29 protein-coding genes are annotated in these 26,010 nt (G+C 44.9%); 2 read left to right on the top strand and 27 right to left on the bottom strand.

From position 1 onward, the window contains the following. A partial coding sequence (locus D7Y06_RS26715; RefSeq protein WP_207667348.1) for a hypothetical protein occupies positions 1–222 on the top strand: 222 nt, incomplete at its 5' end. Positions 223–688: 466 nt separating this feature from the next. Here D7Y06_RS26715 and D7Y06_RS02195 read toward each other — a convergent pair. The 14 genes from D7Y06_RS02195 to D7Y06_RS02130 all read right to left on the bottom strand — a co-directional run bounded on the left by D7Y06_RS02195 (position 689) and on the right by D7Y06_RS02130 (position 14,991). Next, on the bottom strand, positions 689–2,548 hold the full coding sequence (locus tag D7Y06_RS02195) for a TIGR03960 family B12-binding radical SAM protein (RefSeq protein ID WP_120406190.1): 1,860 nt from the start codon (positions 2,546–2,548) through the stop codon (positions 689–691). A 42-nt stretch (positions 2,549–2,590) separates the two neighbouring features. After that, entirely contained in the window at positions 2,591–2,890 is a 300-nt protein-coding gene (locus tag D7Y06_RS02190) for a hypothetical protein (protein WP_120406189.1), read from the bottom strand. Positions 2,891–2,947: 57 nt separating this feature from the next. Then, the gene (gene hisIE, locus D7Y06_RS02185) at positions 2,948–4,228 is read right to left on the bottom strand and encodes a bifunctional phosphoribosyl-AMP cyclohydrolase/phosphoribosyl-ATP diphosphatase HisIE (protein ID WP_120406188.1); all 1,281 of its coding nucleotides are present in this window, start codon (positions 4,226–4,228) and stop codon (positions 2,948–2,950) included. Positions 4,229–4,249: 21 nt separating this feature from the next. Continuing rightward, positions 4,250–4,837, bottom strand: a complete 588-nt coding sequence (gene hisB / locus D7Y06_RS02180) for an imidazoleglycerol-phosphate dehydratase HisB (RefSeq protein ID WP_120406187.1) — start codon at positions 4,835–4,837, stop codon at positions 4,250–4,252. A gap of 10 nt (positions 4,838–4,847) precedes the next feature. Then, a complete protein-coding gene (hisD, locus tag D7Y06_RS02175) occupies positions 4,848–6,137 on the bottom strand; it encodes a histidinol dehydrogenase (protein WP_120406186.1) in 1,290 nt (429 codons plus the stop codon). A gap of 22 nt (positions 6,138–6,159) precedes the next feature. Continuing rightward, the gene (hisG, locus tag D7Y06_RS02170; protein ID WP_120406185.1) at positions 6,160–6,813 is read right to left on the bottom strand and encodes an ATP phosphoribosyltransferase; all 654 of its coding nucleotides are present in this window, start codon (positions 6,811–6,813) and stop codon (positions 6,160–6,162) included. Positions 6,814–6,826: 13 nt separating this feature from the next. After that, complete coding sequence (hisZ, locus tag D7Y06_RS02165) at positions 6,827–8,014, bottom strand: ATP phosphoribosyltransferase regulatory subunit (RefSeq protein WP_120406184.1); 1,188 nt, start codon at positions 8,012–8,014, stop codon at positions 6,827–6,829. Positions 8,015–8,086: 72 nt separating this feature from the next. After that, positions 8,087–8,620 carry a Holliday junction resolvase RecU gene (locus tag D7Y06_RS02160; protein WP_120406183.1) on the bottom strand — a complete coding sequence of 178 codons (534 nt, stop codon included), beginning with the start codon at positions 8,618–8,620 and terminating at the stop codon, positions 8,087–8,089. Beyond that, positions 8,593–9,591: an RluA family pseudouridine synthase gene (locus D7Y06_RS02155; protein ID WP_120406182.1), complete on the bottom strand. Its 999-nt coding sequence runs from the start codon at positions 9,589–9,591 to the stop codon at positions 8,593–8,595. The genes D7Y06_RS02160 and D7Y06_RS02155 overlap by 28 nt, the downstream gene beginning before the upstream one ends. Further along, a complete protein-coding gene (locus tag D7Y06_RS02150) occupies positions 9,588–11,510 on the bottom strand; it encodes a YgiQ family radical SAM protein (protein ID WP_120406181.1) in 1,923 nt (640 codons plus the stop codon). Before D7Y06_RS02150 ends, D7Y06_RS02155 begins: the two co-directional genes overlap by 4 nt. Before the next feature lie 2 nt (positions 11,511–11,512). Next, the gene (locus tag D7Y06_RS02145; RefSeq protein WP_120406180.1) at positions 11,513–12,184 is read right to left on the bottom strand and encodes an HAD family hydrolase; all 672 of its coding nucleotides are present in this window, start codon (positions 12,182–12,184) and stop codon (positions 11,513–11,515) included. Further along, the gene (locus tag D7Y06_RS02140) at positions 12,178–12,891 is read right to left on the bottom strand and encodes a pseudouridine synthase (protein ID WP_120406179.1); all 714 of its coding nucleotides are present in this window, start codon (positions 12,889–12,891) and stop codon (positions 12,178–12,180) included. Before D7Y06_RS02140 ends, D7Y06_RS02145 begins: the two co-directional genes overlap by 7 nt. A gap of 9 nt (positions 12,892–12,900) precedes the next feature. After that, the gene (locus D7Y06_RS02135) at positions 12,901–13,539 is read right to left on the bottom strand and encodes a M23 family metallopeptidase (RefSeq protein WP_243119039.1); all 639 of its coding nucleotides are present in this window, start codon (positions 13,537–13,539) and stop codon (positions 12,901–12,903) included. A gap of 3 nt (positions 13,540–13,542) precedes the next feature. Beyond that, a complete protein-coding gene (locus D7Y06_RS02130) occupies positions 13,543–14,991 on the bottom strand; it encodes an aminoacyl-histidine dipeptidase (RefSeq protein ID WP_120406178.1) in 1,449 nt (482 codons plus the stop codon). A 45-nt stretch (positions 14,992–15,036) separates the two neighbouring features. On the opposite strand from D7Y06_RS02130, the gene D7Y06_RS02125 reads away from it, so the two are divergent. After that, entirely contained in the window at positions 15,037–15,957 is a 921-nt protein-coding gene (locus tag D7Y06_RS02125) for a hypothetical protein (protein ID WP_147415564.1), read from the top strand. On the opposite strand, the gene D7Y06_RS02120 is transcribed toward D7Y06_RS02125, so the two are convergent. From D7Y06_RS02120 to D7Y06_RS02060, 13 genes are all read right to left on the bottom strand, one after another. Beyond that, positions 15,931–16,560, bottom strand: coding sequence for an ATPase (locus D7Y06_RS02120; protein ID WP_120406176.1), 630 nt, complete (start codon positions 16,558–16,560; stop codon positions 15,931–15,933). The two genes, D7Y06_RS02125 and D7Y06_RS02120, sit on opposite strands and share 27 nt — an antisense overlap. Positions 16,561–16,571: 11 nt before the next feature. Beyond that, positions 16,572–17,057, bottom strand: coding sequence for a pantetheine-phosphate adenylyltransferase (gene coaD / locus D7Y06_RS02115; RefSeq protein WP_120406175.1), 486 nt, complete (start codon positions 17,055–17,057; stop codon positions 16,572–16,574). An 8-nt stretch (positions 17,058–17,065) separates the two neighbouring features. After that, positions 17,066–17,623 (bottom strand): 16S rRNA (guanine(966)-N(2))-methyltransferase RsmD, encoded by a 558-nt coding sequence (gene rsmD, locus D7Y06_RS02110; protein ID WP_120406174.1) that lies wholly within the window; start codon positions 17,621–17,623, stop codon positions 17,066–17,068. Beyond that, complete coding sequence (locus tag D7Y06_RS02105; protein WP_120406173.1) at positions 17,620–18,111, bottom strand: CinA family protein; 492 nt, start codon at positions 18,109–18,111, stop codon at positions 17,620–17,622. The genes rsmD and D7Y06_RS02105 overlap by 4 nt, the downstream gene beginning before the upstream one ends. A gap of 38 nt (positions 18,112–18,149) precedes the next feature. Next, positions 18,150–18,689, bottom strand: coding sequence for a CDP-diacylglycerol--glycerol-3-phosphate 3-phosphatidyltransferase (gene pgsA / locus D7Y06_RS02100; RefSeq protein ID WP_120406203.1), 540 nt, complete (start codon positions 18,687–18,689; stop codon positions 18,150–18,152). 2 nt (positions 18,690–18,691) lie between these two features. Then, a complete protein-coding gene (gene rimO / locus D7Y06_RS02095) occupies positions 18,692–20,017 on the bottom strand; it encodes a 30S ribosomal protein S12 methylthiotransferase RimO (RefSeq protein WP_120406172.1) in 1,326 nt (441 codons plus the stop codon). A gap of 95 nt (positions 20,018–20,112) precedes the next feature. Next, entirely contained in the window at positions 20,113–20,358 is a 246-nt protein-coding gene (rpoZ, locus tag D7Y06_RS02090) for a DNA-directed RNA polymerase subunit omega (protein ID WP_120406171.1), read from the bottom strand. Between the two features lie 2 nt (positions 20,359–20,360). Then, positions 20,361–20,996 carry a guanylate kinase gene (gene gmk, locus D7Y06_RS02085; RefSeq protein WP_120406170.1) on the bottom strand — a complete coding sequence of 212 codons (636 nt, stop codon included), beginning with the start codon at positions 20,994–20,996 and terminating at the stop codon, positions 20,361–20,363. After that, on the bottom strand, positions 20,996–21,259 hold the full coding sequence (locus D7Y06_RS02080) for a DUF370 domain-containing protein (RefSeq protein ID WP_120406169.1): 264 nt from the start codon (positions 21,257–21,259) through the stop codon (positions 20,996–20,998). Before D7Y06_RS02080 ends, gmk begins: the two co-directional genes overlap by 1 nt. A gap of 17 nt (positions 21,260–21,276) precedes the next feature. Further along, positions 21,277–22,155 (bottom strand): YicC/YloC family endoribonuclease, encoded by an 879-nt coding sequence (locus D7Y06_RS02075; RefSeq protein ID WP_120406168.1) that lies wholly within the window; start codon positions 22,153–22,155, stop codon positions 21,277–21,279. Positions 22,156–22,250: 95 nt separating this feature from the next. Further along, positions 22,251–23,351: a glycoside hydrolase family 5 protein gene (locus tag D7Y06_RS02070; RefSeq protein ID WP_120406167.1), complete on the bottom strand. Its 1,101-nt coding sequence runs from the start codon at positions 23,349–23,351 to the stop codon at positions 22,251–22,253. Positions 23,352–23,367: 16 nt separating this feature from the next. Beyond that, positions 23,368–24,567 (bottom strand): DHHW family protein, encoded by a 1,200-nt coding sequence (locus tag D7Y06_RS02065; protein WP_120406166.1) that lies wholly within the window; start codon positions 24,565–24,567, stop codon positions 23,368–23,370. Between the two features lie 11 nt (positions 24,568–24,578). Then, complete coding sequence (locus D7Y06_RS02060) at positions 24,579–26,009, bottom strand: MBOAT family O-acyltransferase (RefSeq protein WP_120406165.1); 1,431 nt, start codon at positions 26,007–26,009, stop codon at positions 24,579–24,581. Between the last annotated feature and the right edge of the window lies 1 nt (position 26,010).

Raw genomic sequence — 26,010 nt, 5'->3', positions numbered from 1 at the left:
CATAAAAAAATAAGTGCAGAAGGTAAAGCACTGATGAAATGCTTTATCTCTTACACTTATATGGTACTAAAAAGCGGCGTTCCTGTTCTCCCGTATAGGGATAGAGAAACGCTGCGTCTGCGTCGTATTCAGTTTTCATTTATTCTTTCTCAATGCTGTGTGCTGGTGGCTGGGCTGGCAGGGTTCCGGGCGGCATATCAAGGCTCTTTCCCTCAAAAGTAGTAAATTGGTAGTAAATTCAGCTTGAAATCCTGCTTGTATGCCCGTAAATCAAGGCTTTTTTGAGATAATCAACCATTTTACAAAACAATAAAAATACAGAAAAAAGGAATCTTTTACAATTCAAATGTAAAAGATTCCTTAAGTTAATGACATTGTGATTTTACTGGGGTTTTCCATGTTTTCTTATGGCAACGCCCTTGAGAAGCGGGCTTTAATTACCATCTCACCATAGAAACCCCGCAGGACAGCCTGCATTTTTCCATCAAACAGGGAGAATTAAGCAACTGGAGGTCTTCTGGTTTGAGCGCAGCTCCCCTGGGCCTGGGCAAAAACAACTGGCACAAACACAATATAAACCACACCTTAGACGCACTGAAAGAATTAAAGAAAAAACTGGTTTAGTCTTTCCCTGCCCTTTTGCACATATGCATGGGCGGGGCAGATTTTTGCCTGACAGGATTTCCTGTCAGACCGAAAGGCACACACCGCCCCCAAACCTGGCCGCACCGCAGCCGCTGCACTTTTCCCTGCAGTTTAAAGTCACCGTCTCTTTTAAGGCATTCTCATACTCTCTCTTTAAAAACTCCTTTGTCACCCCCGCATCAATAAAATCCCAGGGCAGGATTTCATCTAAGGGGCGTTCCCTTAAAGTATAAAAATCCGGATCAATCCCAGTCTCCAAAAAGGCTTCTATCCACTTTTCATTGTCAAAAAAATCGCTCCAGGCATCAAAGATGCAGCCCTTTTCATAGGCAGCCTTAATGACCTGTCCCAGCCTTCTGTCCCCTCTTGCCAAAATCCCCTCCAGAACCGTTACATCCGCCTCATGCCAGTTGTATTTCATGCTCTTGTGGTTTAACTGGTTTTTCACCGCATCATTCACTGTTTTTGCACAGGAGAGGTAATGCTCTTTTGAGTACATTTTGGCCCACTGGAAAGGTGTAAAAGGCTTGGGCACAAAAAAAGATGTGCTGATGGTAATCTGGCATTTCCCATTCCGCCTTTCCTTTGGAATCTCGTAATACCTTGCGGCAATTTTATTGGCAAGCTCCGCGATGGCCTCCTGGTCTTCTCTCGTCTCTGTGGGCAGCCCCAGCATAAAATAGAGTTTTACCTTCTGCCAGCCCCCCTCAAAGGCTTCCCCTGCGCCCTTAAGAATGATTTCCTCCGTAAGCCCCTTATTTATCACATTCCGAAGGCGCTGGGAGCCTGCCTCCGGGGCGAAGGTTAAGCTGCTTTTTCTCACATCCTGGACTTTGCTCATCACATCCAGGGAAAAAGCGTCGATTCTTAAGGAGGGAAGGGAAATGTTCACCCCTTTTCCCTTAAATTCATCTATAAGATATGTCACAAGCTCCTTTAAACCGGAATAATCCGAAGAACTTAAGGAGCTTAAAGAGATTTCTTCATGCCCCGTATGCTTTAACATCTCATAAGCATATTTCTTTAAAACCTCCACATCCTTTTCTCTGGTGGGACGATAAATCATCCCTGCCTGGCAGAATCGGCACCCCCTAATGCATCCCCGCTGGATTTCCAGCACCACCCGGTCCTGGGTGGCTTTGATAAAGGGAACCAGAGGTTTGCTGGGATATGGGGCATTTGTCATGTCCATCATCACCTGCTTTCTTACTTTGTCCGGCACGCCCTGTTCCGCCGGGAAAAAAGATGCAATGGTTCCATCCTCTTTATAGGAAACCTCATACAGGGATGGGACATAGATTCCTGGAATTTTTGCCGCTTCCAGTAAAAACTCTCTACGGGTTCTGCCCGAAAATTTCCACTCCTTATAACAGGCAAAGAGACGGTCATACACAGTCTCTCCCTCCCCGATATAAAAGAGGTCAAAAAAATCTGCAAGAGGCTCGGGGTTGTACACACAAGGACCTCCTCCAATGACAAAAGGATGGTCTTTTGTCCGCTCTCCTGCCGCCATGGGAATTTGGGATAAATCTAAAATCTGAAGAATATTGGTATAGCACATCTCATACTGTATGGTAATTCCCAGAAAATCAAAGGATTTTACCGGCTCCTGGGATTCTAAGGCAAAAAGTGGAATCCCCTTTTCTTTTAAAATCCCATGGAGATCCGGCCAGGGAGAATAGACCCTCTCGCAGTATACATCCTCCCTCTGGTTAAACATATCGTACAAAATCTGGATTCCCAGATGGGACATGCCAATCTCATACACATCGGGAAAACAGATGGCAAAGCGTATATCCACATCTACCGGATTTTTTTTCACCATATTCACTTCATTGCCGATGTATCTGGCCGGTTTGTCCACTTTCAGAAGTATCTCATCATTTAAGGCGGTTTCTGTCATAAACGTTATCCCTTTCTTCCGGCAGCAATTTACCGGTAAGTCTTATTTTTGCGTCAGCATCGTAACATACTTTTCCACTTCTGTATAATCATAGCTCTCTTCAATTTTTTCCGCAATATCTTTCGTGGAAAACTCATAAAATTTCGTACCTGTCTGGTCACAGAGCACATAGGCAGTAAAAATAAATAGAGCCAGAAGCATACGGACTTTAAAAAAGGAGAAGCTTCCCTGGGCCTCCCCTTTTATATCATCCGCTTCCCAGCGGGCATACCCGCCGTTCTCAAAAGAACTCCGGATTCTCTGTATATATTCTTTGCGGTTATCCACATCTTCCCGGCGCATACCAAACACTCCTTTACCCTTTTTCTGTTATCCTATGTAAAGAAATGGGAAGATATGCTACCTTTGGGCAAGTTCCTGGGTCACGTCTTCCCAGGTAATGCCTTTTTCCACCATCATAATCATAAGATGGTAAAGATAATCGGAAATTTCATATTTAATTTCCTCCAAATTAGGATTTTTTGCCGCCAGAAGCAGCTCAATGTGTTCCTCGGACATTTTTTTCAAAATCTTATCTATCCCCTGCTCCAAGAGATAATTGGTGTAGGAGGCATCTTTCGGATGTTCTTTTCGGTCGGAAATCACAGAATACACATCCTCAAAGACTTTTAAGGGATTTTTTTCAACATATTCTTTCTTCACAATTGGGTTAAAGAAACAAGAACGGTTTCCTGTATGGCATGCCGGCCCAATCTGGGAAACTTTTGCCAGGATGGTGTCATAATCGCAGTCTGCAGACAGAGATTTCACATACTGAATATGGCCGGAAGTTTCCCCTTTCATCCAGATTTCCTGGCGGCTTCTGCTGTAGTATGTCATTTTTCCCGAATGTATGGTGCGCTGGAACGCCTCCTCGTTCATATAGGCCAACATCAGTACTTCCTCCGTGCGGTAATCCTGAACGATAACCGGAACCATTCCCTCGAAATTTAGCTTAAAATCGCACCACTTTAAATTGGGGGCAAAATTTACCATGCGCAGGCCGTGATTTGACAGTTCCGTCTTTAACATCATAATATCCGTTTTATCCTCTGTCACAAAACTTCCCGTAATGCCTCTGGCATATTCCCTTTTTAACACGGATACAAATTCTTCCAAATTATATTCGTCCATAATCACTACATAGGGAATGGTGGTGATGTTTTCAATGGCATCCAGCATATTTTTATTCATAACCAGCATTTCATGGAAATTTTCTTCCATTGCTTCCCTGTTTTTGAATATAAAATTTACATTTTCCACAGAGACAAGGATTCTGTCCTTGCCATAGCGTCGGCTGGCCTTCTCAGCCAGGGCAATGCTGCCAAGTTTGGAGCCGTTTAACATTACCTGACGGCAACCCATGTAAAAGGCATTTTTAATATCCTCAAAACGCTTAATGTTTCCCGCAAGACAAGTTTTAATCTCCAAGTCCCGATTTAACTTTTTTACTGTTTTTAAATTTAGCCGATGTTCTTCCTCATCGTCGGAAAGGTCAAACAGCAGAATTTTGTCCACACCGCAGTCATTATATGTTTTTGCGGCTTCAAAAACATCCCCTGACGGGGTAAAGTCGTTGCGGCCTTTTACTGCCTGGCCGTTTTTTATATAAATTATTGCTACAATGTTTTTAAATTCCATAACATGCTCCTGTCCACTGATCTACAAACTTCCTTTTGTAGATAAAATACCGTTTAACCTTGGCTCAAGGCTCACCGCCTCGTCCAAGGCCCTTCCGAAGGCTTTAAACACAGCCTCAATCTTATGGTGGTTGTTGCTCCCGGACAATATCTTAATGTGAAGATTCATCCCTGCACTGTAGGAGATGGCATAGAAAAATTCCTTTACCATCTCCGTATCCATATACCCCACTTTCTCCGTCGTAAACTCTCCCTCAAAGGAAAGATAGGGCCTTCCCGACAAATCGATGGCACACAGCACCAAGGTCTCGTCCATGGGGAGGATACAGCTCCCAAAGCGCTTCACCCCTTTTTTATCCCCCAATGCTTTTTTAATCGCATTGCCAAGGACAATCCCCGTGTCCTCTATGGTGTGATGGCAGTCCACTGCCAAATCTCCGGTGACATCCACATCCAAATCGAAAAAACCGTGCTTAGAAAACCCATAAAGCATATGGTCAAAAAATCCGATTCCTGTATTTATCTGTGATTCTCCCCTGCCGTCCAACTCCAAACACAGGGTGATATCCGTCTCCTTTGTGGTACGGTTTAAACTTGCCTCTCTTGACATCTTTTCACCTCTATTCAAAACGGACCCGGATAGAATTCGCATGGGCCGTCAGCTCTTCACATTCTGCAAACTGGACAATATCTTTATATACCGGGGCCAGCGCCTCCCTGGAATAAGAAATAATGCTGGATTTTTTTATAAAATCATCCACGGAAAGGGGGGAGAAAAACTTTGCCGTCCCGTTGGTAGGAAGCACATGATTCGGCCCTGCAAAATAGTCTCCCAGTGGCTCAGAACTGTATTCTCCGATAAAAATTGCCCCCGCATTCCTGATTTTTGTCATAAGGGTAAAGGCATCTTTTGCCACAATTTCCATATGCTCCGAAGCGATGTCATTTGCCGCATCAATGGCATCTTCCAAGGTATCCGCCACAAATATGCAGCCGTAATTTTCCAATGATTTTTCTATTATCTCCCTTCGTGACAAAATTTCCGTAAACTTGTCCACTTCCAGGGAAACCTCCTTAGCAAGTTTCTCGCTGGTGGTAATTAATATGGCGGAGGCCAATTCGTCATGTTCCGCCTGGGATAACAAATCCGCCGCCACATACCTTGGATTTGCCGTCTCGTCTGCCAGCACAAGAATCTCGCTGGGCCCTGCAATAGAATCGATGCTCACATGCCCAAATACCGCTTTTTTCGCCAGGGCCACATAAATATTTCCCGGTCCTACAATTTTGTCTACCTTGGGGATGCTCTTAGTACCAAAGGCCATAGCTGCAACGGCCTGGGCGCCTCCGGCTTTATAGATTTCATCCACTCCTGCTTCCTTTGCCGCCACTAAAGTGGAAGGGTACACTTTCCCCTCCGCCATAGGAGGGGTACACATCACAATATGATCTACCCCAGCCGCTTTGGCGGGAAGTACATTCATCAGCACGGAAGATGGATAGACTGCCTTTCCCCCCGGCACATACACCCCCACATCCTTAAGAGGTGTCACCTTCTGTCCTAAAATCGTCCCGTTTTCTTTGCTGTCGAACCAACTGTACTGTCTTTGCTTGATGTGATAGTCCCAGATATTTTCCTTTGCCTTTCGTATCACTTCAAGAAGCTTTTTATCCACCAGGCCGTAGGCTTCCTCTATCTCCTGCTCTGTCACTTTTACGTTAGAGATATTGATATCCGCCTTGTCAAAGGCCTTTGTGTATTCAAATAAAGCCTCGTCTCCCTGTTCCCTTACTTTATTTACAATATCGTTCACCCGACCCTCAAATTCCGTATAATTTCCCGGACTTCTCTTCAGCAGGTCTTTTAAAAGGCTGCTCTTTGTCTCGCTTGTCAACTTTAATATTCTCATCCTTACAATCCTCACTTTAGGTTTAAGATGCTAAAATCACAGATTTTAAATCCGTAATCAGTTTTGTAATCCGCTCATTTTCCATTTTCATGCTCACCTGGTTCACCACCATACGGGCGGACAAGGAACACACTTCTTCCAGCACGGAGAGTCCGTTTTCCCTTAAGGTGGAGCCCGTCTCCACAATATCCACAATCACCTCTGAAAGCCCTACAATAGGCGCCAGCTCAATGGAGCCGTTCAACTTGATAATCTCAACTGTCTGGTGCTTTTTATTGTAAAAATAATTCTTCGCAATCCTGGGATATTTTGTGGCAACCCGGATAAGTTCATGGTGTTTTAATAATTCCCGGGCGCTTTCCGGCCCGCATACGCACATTTTGCATTTCCCGAAATTTAAATCCAAAACCTCGTAGATATTTCTTGCCTCTTCTATAATGGTATCCTTCCCCACAATTCCGATATCTGCCGCTCCATATTCCACATAGGTGGGCACATCAGGGCCTTTTGCCAGAAAGAACCTTAACTTTAAATCCTCGTTCACAAAAATAAGTTTTCTGGTATCCTTATCCTGCATTTCCTCACAGGTTATGCCGATTTTCCCAAACATTTCCATGGTCTTTTTTGCCAGCCTTCCTTTTCCCAAAGCAAATGTAAGATATCTCTGGTCCTCCATTCCCCTATGCCTCCTAATCTAAAAATGTAAGGTTTCCTATGTGGTTTTTCTCACAGTACAGTTCATAATCCTCCCTGCCCTTGCCGCTATCTATGGCAAAAAGTTCCACACAGCCCCCATTGTCACGTATTTTCTTTGCCGCAAGAATAGCGTCTCTTAAACGCTCTTTGGTGTATACAATCATCTCGCCGGTATGAGATACCTCAACCTGAACCTTCTGGCGGCTTAAAGCTAACATTAACTGGTCAACTACCACTGCAAATCCAATGGCAGGTGCGTCTTTTCCAAAGTGGTGCAAAAGTTTGTCATAACGCCCACCCTTTAAGATAGGTTCCCCGGTTCCAAATGTATAACCGGAAAAAATAATTCCTGTATAGTACTGGTAATTGCTTAAAAGGCCGGGCTCGTAGGAGACATATTTGTCCACACCGTAGACTTCAAGTACTTTATGAAGTTCTTCTAACCTTACAACTGCAGATAAAACCTTGGGGTAATTCACCGCTAATGCCCTGGCGCCTGCCAGTTCTTCAATAGAAAAATAGGAGCCCCCCAGCATGCGGAACAAAGACCTCAGACTCTCCTCCATATCCCATTTGGAAACCATCTCGTCCACCCCGAAATAGTTTTTATTGGAAATCAGTTCCCGCAGTTCCTCCTCCTCGTCCTCCTTAAGGCCGGCAGCTTCCACCAGTCCTAAGAAGAAATCCGCATGTCCTACGCTCAGCTGGAATTCCTTTAACCCCGCCGCCTTTAAACTTTCTATGGCCAGGGATAAAACCTCCCCGTCACCCTCCACGGAGTTGTCCCCGATGAGCTCTCCCCCAAGCTGGGTATTCTCCTTTAACCTTCCCTGGTAGCTGGAATTGTTGGTAAAGGTATTTCCCATATAATAAAGACGGATGGGCATGTCTATGTCACTGAAATATTTTGCCGCCGCCCTCGCCACGGAAGGGGTGATATCCGGTCTTAAAACCAGGGTATTTCCCTCACGGTCAAAAAACTTGTACAATTCTTTGGAGGGGGTGGTTCCAATCTCTTTTCCAAATATGTCAAAAAACTCAAAGGTAGGCGTCTGGATAATATGATAGCCGTACTGCCCCATTGTCCTTTTTAAACGCTCTTTTAACACCTGTTTGATTTCACATTCCTCATTATAAATATCCCGGACTCCCTCCGGCGTATGCAGCAATTTTCGCTTCATGTTTCCTCCCGCACTTTCGTGTATTAACGTGCTACAATAATGAAATTATTATATTTTATCTCTTGATCATTGTCAATCCCTGACATCCAGATCTTTCTGCAGGCCTTCCAGGTAGGGAATGAGAAATGAATTTTTCCTGTCCAGAAAAAATTCAGGCTCCAGCTCCTCATAGCGAAAGCTTTTTCTCCCCCCGGAATTTTTCCGTTCCCAGAATTTTTTAAAAAGAGCTAACCGTAAATAATAATACTCCTCCCTGGCTGTAAAAGCAATGAGAAAAAATGCGATTCCTCCCTGCCCCTCAAAGCGTTTCATAAACTCCACCTGATGTTCGTGGATATTGGCCAGGGGAAAGGTATCCGTATGGCATTCCTTGGCGTCAAAGCACACGGGAATCCCCTGGACAGCCCCCATATAATCCACCGTACTCTTCTGGTCAAAATAGGCCAGGGTGATATGTCTTGTGCCCTTATCAATGTTGATCGGGGTAATGGGGGTGGGAATTTTTTGTATCAGCGCCAGGTTCTGCTCCAGATATTTTTCATTCGTCAAATTAACAAATTCTTCCAGGGAGGAACCTCTTAAACCTCTGGAATTCCAGGTTGCCATATGCCATTCTCCTCTCCCAGTATTCTTGTAAAATCTTTTGGCAGGGGGGCAATAATTTCCCTTCCGTCTTCTAAGATCAAAGACCGTGCATGGAGGAGCTGGGAGGTGATTTGATACTGTTTTTTGTATCTCTCATTTACTTCCCTGTCCCCGTATTTTGGGTCCCCGATAATGGGGTGGCCTGTGGCGGAAAGATGAGCCCGTATCTGATGGGAACGCCCGGTAATCAAATGAATATTGAGAAGAGTGGCCTGATTTTTTGTGATGATTGGCTCATACTCTGTCTCTATGGGCTTTTCCTGCCCTGTGTCTGGCTTTTTTGACACATACACCCGGTTTGTCTTTTCATCTTTTATAAGATATCCCTTAAGGCGGCAGCGCCCGCTCACCTCCCCCTTTACCAGGGCATAATAATACTTTTTTAAAGAACGGTTCTTTAAATTTTCACTCATCTCCTGGAGTCCTTTTAAGGTTTTCCCTGCAATGAGTATTCCTGAGGTATTCCGGTCTAAACGGTTACACACCGAGGGACGGAATGTGGCAAACTCTGTCTCTCTTATGGAACCTGTCAACAGAAGGTAGGAAAGGATATATTCATTGGCGGATATATCCCCCTTTTCCCCTTTCTGGGATAACATGCCCGAAGGCTTATTAATGATTAAGATGTCCCTTGTCTCGTAGAGCACCTGAAAGGGCAGCTTATCCTTTTTTACTTTGGGAAGATTTTGGATTCTGAAAGACTCCGTCTCACTGGCCGTAAACTTCTCAAAGGTCTCCTGGGAAAAAAACAGCGTCACCTTGTCACCCTCTTTCAGTTTTTCCGCCCCTTCTGATTTTTTCCCGTTTAAGACAATATTTTTTTTCCGGAGCATCTTATAGATAAAACTGCTGTTTGCGCCGCAGAGAAGTTTCTTTAAATATTTGTCAAATCTCTGTCCCGCCTGGTTCTTTTCAATTAGAATCTCCCTCATGATTTATCCCTTTTTTTGTGCACATTTCGGATGGTCTTCTTTTTACCGGGTTTCCCCCCGGAATTTTTCCTTCTCCCCTGTCCATGGGTTTTCCCCGGATGTTTGGAATAAGTTCCTTCTCCCTTTCCGGGGCGAATCAGGCATTTCTTATCATATCCGATTAAATCTTCCCGTCCCGCTTTGATGAGGGCCTCCCTCACAAGCTCATAATTTTTCGGATTCTTATACTGAATCAACGCCCGCTGCATGGCCTTTTCATGGGGATTTTTTGCCACATATACCGGCTCCATAGTCCTTGGGTCAAGGCCGGTACAGTACATGCAGGTGGATATGGTGGAAGGCGTAGGGTAAAAATCCTGCACCTGCTGGGGCATATACCCCAAATCCCTTAAATATTCCGCCAGCTCCACAGCTTCTTTTAGGGTAGAGCCCGGATGGGAGGACATAAGGTATGGCACTAAAAACTGATTTTTTCCCAGTTTTTCATTGGTCTTTTGGTACAGTTCCACAAATTTCTCGTAGACTTCCACCGATGGTTTCCCCATTTTAGTTAAGACTTCATTTGATATATGTTCCGGGGCTACTTTTAACTGACCGCTGACATGGTGCTCGCACAGCTCTCTGAGAAAGGTTCTGTCCTTATCATATATCAGATAGTCAAACCGAATGCCGGAGCGGATAAACACTTTTTTCACATTGGGCAGGTTTCTTAATTTCTGCAGCAGGGCCAGATAATCCTGATGATCAATCTCCAAATTTTCACAGGGCTTTGGAAACAGGCACTGCTTTCCGGGGCAGGCTCCGTTTTTCTCCTGTTTTTTACAGGATTTTCCCCTGAAATTTGCCGTAGGCCCTCCCACATCATGGATATATCCCTTGAAGTCTTCCTCCCACACCATCTTTTTTGCCTCGTTTACAATAGATTCATGGCTTCTGGTCTGAATCATTCTTCCTTGATGGAAGGTGAGGGCACAGAAACTACATCCCCCGAAACATCCCCGGTTGCTCACAAGGCTGAATTTTACCTCAGAAATAGCAGGAACTCCCCCTAATTCCTCATAAGAAGGATGGTAGGTGCGCATATAGGGCAGGGCGTACACCGTATCCATCTCACTTGTGGTCAGAGGCTTTGCGGCAGGGTTCTGCACCACATACATTTTGTCGTCATACGTCTCAAAGAGACGTTTTCCCGAATAGGGGTCCGTATTGCAGTACTGAATATAAAAGCTTCTGGCGTAGGCCTCTTTCTCCGCCTTTACCTCCTCAAAACAGGGAAGCTTAAGGGCATCATAGATATCTTCCCGTTTTCTTGTCTTATATACCGTACCTGGGATAAAGGTGATATCTTTTATGTCAAGTCCGCTGTTTAAAGCGTCCGCAATCTCCACAATGCTCCGCTCCCCCATGCCATAGGAAATCAAATCCGCACCTGAGTCCAAAAGGATGGAGCGCTTTATTTTATTGCTCCAGTAGTCATAATGGGAAAGACGCCTTAAACTGGCCTCAATGCCCCCGATGATAACAGGAGTCTTTTTATATTTCCGACGGATTAAATTACAGTACACAATGGTTGCATAATCCGGGCGTTTTCCCATAACCCCTCCCGGGGTAAAAGCGTCTCTGTCCCGGCGCTTTTTCGACACGGAGTAATGGTTTACCATAGAGTCCATGTTTCCGGCGGAGACTAAAAAACCAAGCCTCGGCTCCCCGAACACGTCTATGGAATCTTCATATTTCCAATCCGGCTGGGAAATTATCCCCACACTGTATCCCCGGGACTCCAACACCCTGGAAATAATAGCATGTCCAAAGGAGGGATGATCCACATAGGCATCCCCTATCACATAGACAAAGTCAGGCTGTGAGATTCCCTGGTGTAACATTTCTTCTCTTGTAACAGGCAGAAACCCTTTATTCATCGTCAATGCTCCATAATCTCATAAGTGTTGTCAAAAATTTCCAAAAAAGAACGGATATAGTAATCGCAGGTTTTCCGCTTCCTCTCCCGCTGGCCAAGGGAATAGTCATCTTCCACGCCGCAGACTCTCATCCCTGCGTTTTTTCCTGCCTCCATGCCTTTTACAAGATCCTCAAATACCAGGCAGTCTCCCGGATTTACATGTAACTGCCTTGCCGCCTCCAGATAAACATCCGGGGCCGGCTTTCCTTTATTCACCGAACAGGCGGTGATGACACAGGATATGTAACGGCTTAGCCCATGGGCAGCATCAACTGCCTGAACCAGCTCACTGGAATTACTGGTGGCGATTCCCATCTTTATATTATTCTCTTTTAAATATTCCAAAAACTCTCCCGCGCCCTCTTTTAAGGGAACTTCATGACGGTATTTTTCTATGGCCATCTCGTTCCAGATTTGTTTCAATTCCTCCACAGTTTCCGTCAGTTTAAAATATTCCTGAAAATATCTGGCGGTCTCCGTAAAACTCATTCCCTCTATCTTATCCTGCAAATCCTCCTCATAAGGGAGGTTTCTTTCGGCTAAAAATTCCATATCAATATTTCTCCACATCCACATGGAATCCACCAGTGTCCCGTCCAGGTCAAATATTACTGCTTTAATACCTTCTAGCATAAAACCTCCTCCGATTTTTTTAATATTGCCACTTCCTCTTCCGTAAGCCTGCGGCACTCTCCAGGCGCTAAGCTTTCATCCAGGGCAAGTTCTCCCATAGCCAGGCGTTTTAAAGTGAGAACCTCTTTGCCCACCGCCAAAAACATACGCTTTACCTGATGATACCGCCCTTCCGTGATGGAAATTTGAACCAGAGATTCCTCTCCCGCCTGTAAAATATTAAGCTGCGCCGGCTTTGTCAGAGTATCGTCCCCGATATCCACCCCGCTTTCAAACTTTAGCACATCCTCCTGCGTGACCCGGCCTTTTACCCTGGCCTCGTAAAGCTTTTTCACATGCTTTTTCGGGCTTAAAAGGGCATGGGCCAGTTTCCCGTCATTGGTAATGAGAAGAAGCCCTGTGGTGTCCAAATCCAGTCTCCCCACCGGGGATAGATCCTTTCTTCCATCCTCGATAAAATCCATGACCGATTTGTGAAAATTGTCACGCCTTGCGGTGACGCAGTCCCCAGGTTTATAAAGCATAAAGTATTCCAATGGCCTGTGGGAAATCTCTTTCCCCCGAAAGGTAACGGTATCCTCCGGGCCCACTTTTAACTGGGGACTTGCGGCGCCACCGTTTACCGTCACAAGACCAGCTTTGATATATTTTTTGATTTCACTTCTCGTTCCCACCTGCATATCCGACAGCAGCTTATCCAGACGCATTTCTCTCTCCTACTCAAAATAAAATCTCATCTTCTTTTTCTCCAATTCCTGCAGAAATGGAAAGGGATTGGCGGTCTTCTCTCTCCCGTCCTTATCATTGAGATAAATCCCCAGGTGAAGATGCACCGGAAACATACCGGTGGTGCCCTCCTCCTCCCCGTATCCGCTGTCTCCCATAAACCCCAAAACCTCCCCGGCCTCTATCCTATCCCCCACGGCAAACTCCCGGAAATAATCGTTTAAATGGGCATAATAAAAATAGACTCCATGAGGGCTTCTGATGCCGATACGGTATCCCCCCAGTTTCAGCCAGCCGATTTTTTCCACCACCCCGTCGGAAATGCTAACAATAGGATAGTGTCCCCGTCGGTTGGAGGAAGCCATCAAATCACAGCCCTCGTGCGCTCTGTCCCCTCCAAAATTTCTGGCGGAACCGTAACTGTCCGCATAAGTGACCTGATACCCGGATGGGTCAAAGGAGGACTCCGCCACAGGAAAATACACCATATCCTGCCGGATACTGTCCAGATTCAAATCTTCCCCGAAAAGCATCCCCTGCTGTTCCTTAAAATAGTCAAAGAGCAGGCAGTTTCCCATGACAAGGGTTAGAAACAGTAAAAAGACAAGTAGATATTGTCTCCATCTCAAAAATTACCTGGCCTTCTCCAAAAATCCCGTTAAAAACTCCCACACACGCTTTGTGCTTGATATGCTTAACCGCTCCTTTGGGGTGTGAATATCAAAATTATCCGGCCCAAAAGATACCGCATCCAAATCAGGAATCTTTTCCGACAAAATACCGCACTCCAGCCCTGCATGGATAGCCTCAAAGACAGGCTCCTTCCCATACATCTCTTTGTAAACTTGGGAAATCTTTTCTCTAAGCTTTGACTCGCTGCGGTACTCCCAGGCAGGATAATCCCCCTCTATTTCAAATTCTCCCCCCAAGAATTCCACCAGATAGCACAGCCTTTTTGCAAGTTCTTCCTTTCTTGTGCCCACGCTGCTGCGCACGGAAGTGCAGGTGTAAAACTCCTCCCCCTTTAACTCCATAATCCCAAGGTTCAGGGACGTCTCCACCAGGTTTTCTATATGCAAACTTTTGTGCATCACCCCGTCCGGCACATTGCGAAGGTAAAATAACACTCTCTGCATGGAAGCGGGCTTTAAAACAGAGTACTCCTTTGTCTCTAAAACTTGCACCAAAAGGGCAAGCTTAGGCTCTGACACATCATACTCTTTTTTCAATATGCCTTCCAGTGTATGCAGAACAGAAAGCACAGTATCTTTCGCTTCCCCAGGTACTGCAATCAAAGCCTCCCCCTCCCTGGGAATGGCGTTATCCTTTAACCCCCCAGAAAGCTCACAGAGCCCCACAGGACAATTTTCTTCAATCTCTTTTAAAATCCTGCCCATGGCAATGGCTGCGTTACAGTGCTCCTTTTGTATTTCACCGCCGGAGTGACCGCCGGAGAGGCCAAAAAGCTTTATGGAAATTCCCACCCCCTGTAAGGTATGGTATTCCACAGGAATATGGCTGTGGGCGGAAAGCCCCCCTGCACAGCTGGTGAGAAAATGTCCCTCCACATCGGAATCTATGTTTAAAAGGATACGTCCTTTCAACATGGACAAATCAATGTCTTTTGCCCCTAAAAGCCCCACTTCCTCATTTGTGGTAAACACGGCCTCGATTCTTGGGTGTTTTAAATTCTGGGAATCCAAAATTGCCAGGGCGTAGGCTAGGGCGATGCCGTCATCTCCCCCTAAGGTAGTTCCTCTCGCCTTTAAAAAATCCCCCTCCACATACAAATCCAGCCCGTCGTTTAAAAAGTCAATTTCGCATCCAGACTCTTTTTCACAGACCATATCCATGTGTCCCTGGAGAATCACAGGTTCCAAATCCCCGTACCCCTCTGCGGCCTCCTTGATTATCACCACATTGTCCGTATCATCCTGGTAATATTCCAACCCCCGGCTTTCTGCAAAATTCGCCAGATAATTACTGATACTTTTTGTATGGTAAGAACCGCGGGGAATGGAGGCGATTTCTTCAAAAAAATGAAATACCCTCTCCGGTTCCAAATTTTCCAATTTACTCATAGCTTTCTTTCTCCTTTCATATATTTTTATATGAAAAAAAATCATTTGCTTATCCTACTATTTATTGTCATACTTTTATTTATTATAACACATCCCGGGATTTCCACAAAGGCGGCATTTGACGGACTTTTGCTGTGGTATCAAAAGCTCCTCCCGGCACTTTTGCCCCTTGCCATCCTTTCCAACATCCTGGTGTACTCCAATTATATGCAGCTCATCACAAAATATTTGTACCCTCTCACCAGACATCTGTTTAAAACCAGCAGAAACGGTTGTTTTGCCCTGTTAGGTGGCATCCTCTTTGGATTTCCCATGGGCAGTAAAATCAGCGGGGATTTAACGGTAAAACATTCCATCACCAGGGAGGAGGGGGAGCTTCTGGCCATTTGTTTTAACCAGCTAAGCCCTGTATTTTTCAGCGGGTATCTCCTCACAAGTATTTTAAACCTGCCGGAATTGATACCCGTAAGCTTTCTGCTTTTATACCTGCCGCCCTGCATTTACGCCCGGTCTAAGCTGAGAAAACGCCCCTTCTCCAATACAAAAAATGCGGCATCTATTCCTCATCTGGATTTTGGAATGATAGATGCCGGTATTATGAACGGTTTTGAAGCTCTGACGAAATTAGGGGGATATATCATCCTTTTTTCCATTTTTGCCTCCATGCTGCACACTTATAACAGGCATTATCCCCTTGTAAACCTGCTCCTTACAGGATGCGTGGAAGTCACCACGGGGATTTCCTATCTGAAAGATACCCATCTTCCCTTAGGCTTTACTTATCCACTGGCCCTGTTTTTTGCCTCCTTCGGCGGACTTTGCGGCTTTGCCCAAACCTGCTCCATGACAAAAGAATGTGGTTTCTCCCACAGGCGCTATCTAATTCTTCGCCTGATCTTTGCCATCATAAGCGGCCTTTTAGGTTTTATCTGCTACAGGTTATTTGGGAGTATTCTGTGTGCCTGAATTTAATGCCGCAGTCCCCTTTGTGTTTGCCTGGGGCTGGGGCTGAGGTTTGGCATCTAATTCCTGTGGAACTAATTCTGAGCGGTTGGAGGTGATAATATCCAGGTAACCCTGAAGAGAATTTACCAGATTATCCGTTCTCGCCTTGGCCGTCTCAATAGAGCTTGCAATCACATCCTCCATGGCCTTTAACATATCATCTGTATAGGTAATGGCGCTTAACCTTATGGCATTGGCATCGTTTGTGGCATTGTCCAATATCTCCTGGGCCTGTTTTGTGGCAATCATCACCACCTCGTTGGCCTGGGCATAAGCTTGCTGCATAATCTCGTGCTCACTGATTAATTCGCTGGTCTGCACCTGGGCCTGGGCGATAATTTCCTCCGCCTTTGTCTTGGCATCCGCCAAAATCGCCTCCTTGTTGCTGATAATTTTCTGATACCGTTTAATTTCATCGGGAGTTTTTGTCCGCAGTTCTGTCAGCAATTCATCAATTTCTTCTCTGTTTACAATAATCTGGGAACCGTTGGATAAAGGTTTTATCTTACAGCCATCTATGTATTCTTCAATTTCCTCAATAATCTGCTCAATTCTGCTGTTCATGGCCACACTCCTTACTTTTTCATATTATATTTATCATAAATCCTGTCAATAAACAGAGCCGGAACAAATTTTGAAATATCTCCGCCGTAAGCTGCAAATTCCCGGACGATGGAAGAACTCAAATAAGAATACTGCAAATTGGTGGTCAAAAAAATTGTCTCCACATCGGGATTTTCCACATGGTTTGTCTGGGCAATCTGCAGTTCATATTCAAAATCCGTAACTGCCCTAAGCCCTCTTACAATAAGGGACACCCCGTGTTCTTTCATATAGTCTACCAAAAGCCCGTCAAAAGAATCCACCGTAACATTGGGCAGAGAAGCGGTCATCTCTTTTAACATACTAACACGTTCCTCCACAGAAAACAATGAATTTTTTGCCCTGTTATTTAATACGCCCACCACCAGTTCGTCCACAATGGCGGAGGAACGGATAATCATATCCTGATGCCCAAAAGTTACCGGGTCAAAACTTCCGGGATAAATTGCTTTTTTCATATACTCTCCTATTTTTGCGCTTTTACCAAAAACACATGTTTATTGGTTTTATAGTTTTTTTCCTTTGTAATCCGAAAGCCAAACTCCTTTGCAAAGGAAAAATCGGTGTTTAATGCCGCTTCCGCTATCACCAGCCCATCCTCTTTTAAGAGGGTGGATTGTTTCAGATAGCACAGCACTTCCTCCTCCTGCTTTTCCCCATAGGGCGGGTCCATAAAAATAATGTCAAACTTATATTTTCCCTCTAGGGAGCGCAGTGCAAAAAGCACGTCCATTTTTAAAAGAAGGCTTTCCCTGTCAGATTTTGTAAAGTGAATATTTTCTTCAATACATGCGGCTGCTTTCTTCTGACTTTCCACAAATACGGCAAAGTTTGCCCCTCGGCTCAATGCCTCCAGGCCAATCTGCCCGCTTCCGGCAAACAAATCTAAAAAATAAGCTCCCGGGACTTCTCCCTGTATCATATTAAATAAGGTCTCTTTTATCCTGTCCGTTGTAGGACGGGTATCCTTTCCCGCTATGGTTTTTAAGGGCATGCTCCGCTTACTTCCCGCAATAATTCTCATATCTTATCCTCTGTCAAAACTTTTTCCAGTAACTGCAGCGCCGCCTGGGTAGAGGCATGCCTTACTTCCCACCTGTTTCCCGGGAAAATATGGCGCTCCACCGCCACATTGTCCCCTAAGGCACATCCCAGGTACACAAGGCCCACAGGTTTTTCCTTTGTTCCCCCTTCGGGGCCGGCAATCCCTGTGGAGATAACAGAGATATCTGCCCCTGCCCTATGCCTTGCCCCAAGGGCCATCTCCCTTGCCGTCTCCTCGCTCACTGCCCCAAATTTTTCCAAAGTCTCATGGTGCACCCCAAGCAGGCGTTCCTTAGCCTCATTGGAATAGGTGACATACCCTTCCTCAAACTGGCTGGAAATGCCGGACACATTCACCAAGGTTCCCGCGATAAGGCCCCCAGTGCAGGATTCCGCCGTGGTCACCTTTAACCCCTTCTCTTTTAAAAGAGCTGCCACCTTTTCTTCCCTTGCGTTAAATTCATCCATATAAAAATTCTCCTGTTCTGATTTTACAATGCCTAAAATCAGTTTTGCTCATTTAGCACCTGTTTATTCTTCACAATATAATCAACAAGGGAAATGATGGTAAGTATCAATGCCACATAGGTCAAAATCACACCTAAAATGTCAAAAAATTCCATATCAATGTCCAAAATCAGCACAATAATCATAAGCATCTGAAATGTAGTCTTAAACTTTCCCCAGTAACTTGCCGCAATCACCACCCCGTTATCGGATGCCACCAGACGGAATCCGCTGATGATAAAATCACGGCTTATGATGACAATCACAATCCAGGCAGCTAACTGTCCCGTTTCAATCAGGCAAATCATAGCGGAACATACCAAAAGCTTATCTGCCAGGGGGTCCATAAATTTCCCGAAATTGGTTACCAGGTTATATTTTCTTGCAATCTTTCCGTCTGCCAGATCCGTGAGGCTGGCCACAATGAAAATTCCCGTTGCTATATAATTACTGTAATCCACCATGGGGTACAGCAGGAAAACCACAAAAAATGGTATTAAAATAACCCGGATCATAGTCAGTTTGTTTGGCAAATTCATTTTCATTTCACAATCTCTCCTATCAAATCATATTCATATGCCCCGGTGATTTTTACCTTCACCAAATCCCCGGTCATTAAGGTCTCCTTTGTCTGGATAAACACGTAACCGTCAATACTGGGCGCATCCCGGTACGTCCTTCCCATATAGGCATTTTCGTCGGCAACCTTCCCCTCCACAAAGGCCACAAATTCCCGGCCTAAAAGTTCCTGGTTTTTATCATAGGAAACCTCCTGCTGTAACTCCATCACTTCCTCCTGCCAGGTTCGTTTCACCTCGTCACTTACCTGATCCTTAAATGTCTCCGCAGGAGTTCCCTCCTCAGGGGAATAGGCAAAAGCCCCCAGGCGGTCAAATTCCATTTCATTGACAAAAGCCATAAGTTCCTCATGGTCTTTTTGTGTCTCCCCTGGGAAACCGCAGATTAGCGTGGTGCGAAGGCAGATATCCGGTATGCGCTCCCGCAATTTCTCCGCCACAGCCACAATGTCTTTTTTGCAGGTGCGCCTTCCCATGCGCTTTAAAATGCCGTCGCTGGCATGCTGGATTGGCATATCCAGGTAATGGCAGACTTTTTCATTTCTTATCACGGCCTCAATCAGCTCATCGTCAATCTCCTCGGGATAACAGTATAAAATCCGAATCCAATAGAGCCCCGGAATTTTATTTAATTCATCTAAAAGCTTTCCCAGTTTTTTTTCCCCGTAAAGGTCCATTCCGTAAAGGGTCGTCTCCTGGGCCACTAAAATCAGCTCTTTTACCCCGGACTCTGCAAGTTTTTTCGCCTGGGCGATAAGCTCCTCCATAGGCACGCTGCGGTATTCCCCCCGGATTTTAGGGATAATGCAGTAGGTACAGTGCTTATCGCACCCCTCTGCAATCTTAAGATGGGCATAATGGCCTCCCGTGGTAAGGATGCGGTTCTCCGAAAACTTTGGAATCCCGGTAAAAGGCTTTCTGTTTTCATATCTTTTGCCCTCCAATACCTGGCACACGGCCTGGTATATGTCATCCCAGGAATTGGTTCCCAATATGGCATCCACCTCAGGGATTTCTTCTTTTATCTCCTCGCAGTAGCGCTGGGCCAGGCATCCGGCAACAATCAGCCCTTTTAAATTCCCGTTTTTTTTGTACTCCGCCATCTCCAAGATGGTGTTGATGCTCTCCTCCTTGGCATCCCCTATAAAACAGCAGGTATTGACGATAATCACATCCGCCTCCTGCTCCTGGCTGGTCACGGTGACCCCTTTATCCCTTAAAATGCCAAGCATATTTTCGGAATCCACCAGATTTTTGTCACATCCCAGTGATATAAAAAATATTTTCATGTACGCCTCCAGGAAAGGATACAGCGACAGGGGACACTCCTTTTTGCCAGGGGCAAAAAAGGAATCGGTACCTCTATCGCTGCCAATCCATATCCCTATTCTTCTACCTCATCTTCCGTCATAATCTTTACTTCGCCTTTGTAGAGTTCATCCACTGCAATGGATAAAGGCTTTTTATTGTATGCATTGGGAACTAAGGGTTCCGCGCCGTCAATGAGCTGGCGTGCCCTTTTGGCAGATGCAATCACAATAGAATAACGGCTGTTTACCACCGGCTCCTCCCCTATGGCAACATCGTTATTTACCACTTTCATCAGTTCAACATAAGATGGATGTATCATATTTATTCTCCTTTCAAAAAACCTTCTAAATCTTCTCTGATGCGGGCAATAAAATCCAGATTATGGCTCACCCTCTTATGCTCATTGCATATAATGGAATGTACCTGTTCCACCGTGTGCTCCAAATCCTCATTTACCACCAGGTAATCATAATTTTCCATTCCCTGTGACTCCTCCCCGGCCCTTTTAAGCCTGGCATGAATCACATCCAAAGTCTCTGTGCCCCGTCCCAAAAGGCGCTCTTTTAACGTCTTTGCATCACAGGTGGCCACAAACAAAAGCAGTGCCCGGGGGAACATTTTTTTAATATTTAGTGCCCCCTGAATCTCAATCTCTAAAATGACATCTTTTCCTTTCAGGAGCTGTTCCTCCACATATGCCTTTGGAGTGCCGTAATAATTTTCAACGTACCTAGCATACTCTATCAGCTCTTGTTTTTCAATCATTTTTTCAAATTCTTCTCTTGTTTTAAAGAAATATTCAATTCCTTCCGTCTCTCCGGGCCTTGGGGCTCTGGTAGTAGCAGATACGGAAAGGGCATATGTATCTGGATAGCGCTTTAAAAGTTCCTTCATTATGGTGCCCTTTCCCGCTCCCGAAAAGCCGGAAAACACAATTAAAATCCCTTCCTGTGCCATTATTTATCCTCCTCTGTTTCCCGGAATAATTCGTGAAAACGGCCCGCCAGGGTATCCGGGCCAAGGGCGGACAACACCACTAACTGCTGTTCCATAATAAGTATGCTCCTTGTCTTTCTTCCCTGGGTGGCATCCACAATCCGTTCTCCCTGTTTCGCATGCTGCACCAGCCGCTTTGCAGGGGCGGAATCCGGTGTGATGATCGCCACGATTTTATCCGTATGTACCAGATTGCCAAATCCGATATTCATAAGCTCTGCCATATAAAAACCTCTGCATATCATTCAATATTCTGAATCTGTTCCCTGACTTTTTCAATATCTGTCTTTAAATCAATTCCCGTATCGGAAACTTGCAGGTCATTGGATTTAGAGAGTATGGTATTTGCCTCCCGGTTCATCTCCTGGGCGATAAAATCCAGCTTTCTCCCAATGCTTCCACCCTCTAACAGGGCTGTCCTGGTACTCTCAATGTGGCTTCGCAGCCGAACCGTCTCCTCGTCCACACACATTTTATCCGCAAATATGGTGACTTCCGCAGCGATTCTGGAATCGTCTATTGTACTGTTTTCCAAGAGTTCTCCCATCTTTGCCTCAAGGCGTGCCCGGTATTCCTGCAAAATAGCCGGGGAGCGCTCCTCAATAAAATCCACATAAGAATCCATTTTTTGAAGCTTCTCCAACAAATCACGCTTTAAGTTTTCCCCTTCTTCAATTCTGGAATGGACGAAAGCCTCACAGGCATTTCGTAAAGTCCGCTCCAAAAGCTGCCAAAGCTCCTTTTCGTCCACGCCTTGTTCTTCCATTGTAAATACTTCTGGGTATCTGGAGAGAGTGCTCACCCGCACATCATCCTCCAGACCAAATTGCTCCCCCATAAGACGAAGATACTTTAAATAAGCCCCGGCGATATCTTCGTTGTATTTTAACGAAAAATTTTCTTCCGTATTGTCCTCATAGGTGATAAAAACATCCACTTTTCCCCGCTGTACATACTCTTTTAGTACGGTTCGGATGCTGCTCTCAAAGAAACTTAATTTTTTCGGCATCTTTATTGAAACATCCAGATATCTGTGGTTTACGGACTTTATCTCCACCGCAAATTTCCGGTCGTTTTCAAAAATTTCACAGCGCCCGAATCCTGTCATGCTCTTAATCATGAAATCCCCCTGATTGAATCCCTTATCATTCTTCCAAATTCTGCCTATACGCATAATTACTTTATATTATATCGGAAAATTCCGGAATAGTCAAATCATTCCTTTTTTCCCGTAAGGATTTTAAGAATATCCTCTTCCCAGGTCAGCAATGTCCTGTCCAGAATTTTATAATTTTTGCCCTCATCCCACCAAATACAGGGAATTTCATACTTCTCTGAAAGTTCCATCACATATTTCGTCCACTCCTGCCGGGCTGCCTCATTGGATTTGTCCACACATCCAAACTCTGTCATAATCACAGGTATCCCTTTGTCAACAAACTTTCTTTTTGCATTGACAAAAGATTTTTTCATCTCTTTCGTATTCCCCTGGCTGCCCCTGTCCCAGGAAACAGAAGCCCCATCTTCCATATTCTGGCAGAAGTCATAGGGATAATAGGCATGTATGGAGACAATCAGCCTGGAATCCTGTGGCAGCGCAAAATCCTCAAAGCCCCCGGATATGGGGTTTGAGGCATAGGGAGCCAGCAGAAGATACCGGGACTCATTGCTCTCCCCGGAGTGTCTCACCGTATCCACAAAAATTTTGTTCAGTGCGTTTAACATCTCCCTAGACTCTTTGGTCCCCTTCTGCCACTCCCCTTCACTGTCCCGTTTTCTGGGCTCATTTAAGCCCTCAAAAAGCAGTTTTTCCCCGCAGTCTTTAAACTGCAGGGCAATCTGTTCCCACAAAAAAGCAAATTTTTCTTCTGTTATCTTTTGGCTGGCCCCATCCAAATCCAGCCAGTCCTCATGATGGGTATCCAGTATCACATATAAATCTTCCCCTAAGGCCATGCGCACCACCTCATCCACCCGTCCCATCCACACAGGGGAAACCTTTCCCTCTTCGTCCATATGGTCCTGCCAGGTCACAGGAATGCGCACCGTGCCAAACCCCGCAAGCTTTACCTCATGAAACTGTTCTCTGGTGAGAGGGGGATTTCCCCAGAATGTCTCAAAATCCAAATCATCAGCCAGAGGATTATACTCCAAAAGCCCGGTGGAATCCAGGGAATTTCCCATATTGATTCCCATCCCCATCTTTCTTACAAAAAGCATTGCCTCACTCTCCTTTTTCCCGGCACATCCGCTGACAGAGAAAATTGTGCACAAGAGAAAAGACACCACCATAAAAAAAGCCAGTTTTCTTTTCATATTTCAACGCAACCTCCTATTTTTCTCCAAAGGGGAAAAATTCTTCCACCAGATTCTGGGGAGAAACCATAAGGATTACATAATCATACTTCCCCTTCCGAAGGGTTTCCACATAATCCTCCTCAAAATACCTGGGGTCAATCATATCCACCGTATGGCATCTAAGAGAAGTAAAGGCCGCAAAGGGAACCGCAAAGGAATCCTTGATAAAACAGATATTTAACCCATCTTCCCGATTCATATTTTCAATATGGGAAAAAGCAGGATTTCCGTAGAGATAGGACATATACATATCCGCGTCAAAAGGGTCGCTGCTCTGGCGAATTATGGGCGTGGCCATAAGGGCTTCCTCAAAGCGCCCGGTATACTTTAAATCCGGCTGTATCGTGTTCACATAGGTATACATTGTCTCAAATTTGGGATAAATCAGGGTGAAATCATCCACCCCGGCATAATAGCGCCCTGTTTTTCTCCCCATGGAGCCAAGGGAAATCTCTTTGTAAGTAATCCTGTTGTAGTTATTGTCGTCTGCATAAAACCCCTCTGGGTCCATATTTTCCCCAAAAGTCTCATTCATCCATTTGTCAAAACAACTGGCTGCCCAAAACGCCGTCTCAATCTTCCAGTGATGGTCTGTGATATAAAACACCTCAGACATATCAAGGCCGCTGGTTTTTAACCCTTCCCTTAAATCCAGGCAGGGAATGCCATAGTCATCCAAATGCTCCACAAACAAATCCGCCGCCTCATTTGCCATGTGATAGGGAATTCCAGTGGAAAATTTTGTGTGTCCCTTAATATATTTTTCCGGTGGAAGAACGTAAATCACCTTTGTGCCATCTCCTTCCACCGCCTTTTTCAGGTTAGAAACCCTTTTTGCAACCTCGTGGGTATCATTGGGCTTATCTGTAAAATAGGTGTAATGGAGTTTTCCCTCCGTATCTTTTACCACCTCAAAATTGGATTCCTCATTTTTCCCCAAGAGGCGCTGCATATAGCCGTAAGCGTCAATAAAATAATACTTTCCCGCCACATTGTCATTGATGGCGCTTTCCAGAGAGTGTATCTGATTATTGAAACCTGTTGTAAAATCAAGATTTTCCATTGTCTCCTTAAGTACAGGCAGTTCTTTTTTAATATTTATCACAGAGTAGAGAAAAATACACATAAGAAAGAGAATCATTGTCACAATCTTCTTGCCTTTTAATTTTTCCATCTCTCTCCTCCTTAAAAGTTAAAGTAAATAAAGGGGTTGTAACTTCCCTTCACCAGTGAGGTGACACAGATTAAAAACATGCCAATCATGGCAAGGGGATACAATGTATTTAGAATCTGCAGCGCAGGCTTTGACACCTGGTCTTTTGTAATGAGATAGTTCATCCGCTTTCCAAAAGGGATACAGAATATCACGGCTGCAATAAAATAAATGCCGTATTCCTTTAAATACATAAGGGCATAACTGGAAAAGAAGCCGCCACCTCCAAACCCAAACATGCACTTAATATAATTTCCTGCATACACAAGATTTTCCGCCCGGAAAATCACCCAGCCCAGGTTCACAATAAACATCGTGTAAAACCATCGCAGGGCGTCATGTCCCTTAATCTCCTCAAAATCTACAAACCGCTCAAACACCAGGGCGGCAAAATTGATAAGCCCCCAGATAAGAAAGGTCCATTCCGCACCATGCCAGATTCCGGTAAAGACCCACACCACCAACATATTCCGAAGTACAATATCCATATTTTTCACCCGGGAGCCTCCCAGTGGGAAATAAATATATTCCTTAAACCAGGTGCCCAGGGAAATATGCCATCTCCTCCAGAATTCTCCGATGGATTTTGAGATATAGGGATAATTAAAGTTCTCCTCGAATTTAAAGCCGAACATTAACCCTAAGCCGATGGCCATATCAGAATACCCGGAAAAATCAAAAAGAATCTGAAGAGTGTAGGCAAAAGAGCCAAGCCAGGCCAGGGTCACAGGGCAATTTCCGCTTTGATAGCCGTCAAAAATGCGGTCGGCGATGATAGCAAAATTATTGGAGAGAAGCACTTTTTTCCCCATTCCTGAAATAAACCGACAGACGCCCACAGCAAATTTATCCACCGTCTCCGTCCTGTGGCGAATCTGCTGTGCAATGGTTTCATAGCGCACAATAGGCCCTGCTATGAGCTGAGGGAAAAATGCAATATAAAGAGCCACATAAAAGGGATTTTTCTGCACCTCCCCGTTTCCCCTATAAACATCGATGACATAAGACATAGCCTGGAAGGTAAAAAAAGAAATTCCAATGGGCAGGGCAAGCCCAGTAAGGGGAAGATTCCTCCCCGTCACCTGATTTACATTTCGGATAATAAAATCCAGATACTTAAATACAAATAACAGCCCGATATTTAAAACCACCGATAAAACCACAAAAAATTTGGCTTTCTGGGGCTTCTCCCGGTATTTATCCACAAACAGGGCCAAAAAATAATTTCCCAGGATTGAGGCCAGCATGACAAAAAGGAACCAGGGTTCTCCCCAGGCATAAAAAAACAGGCTCGCCACCAACAATATGGCATTTTTAATGGGCACATTAAACCGGAACAGATAGTAAAGCGCCAAAACTGCCGGTAAAAAATAAAAAAGAAACACTATGCTGGAAAATAACACC

It is taken from the genome of Roseburia sp. 1XD42-69, assembly GCF_003612565.1.
Taxonomy (GTDB): Bacteria; Bacillota; Clostridia; order Lachnospirales; family Lachnospiraceae; genus Roseburia_B.
This window is presented reverse-complemented; position numbering and strand designations above follow the sequence as displayed.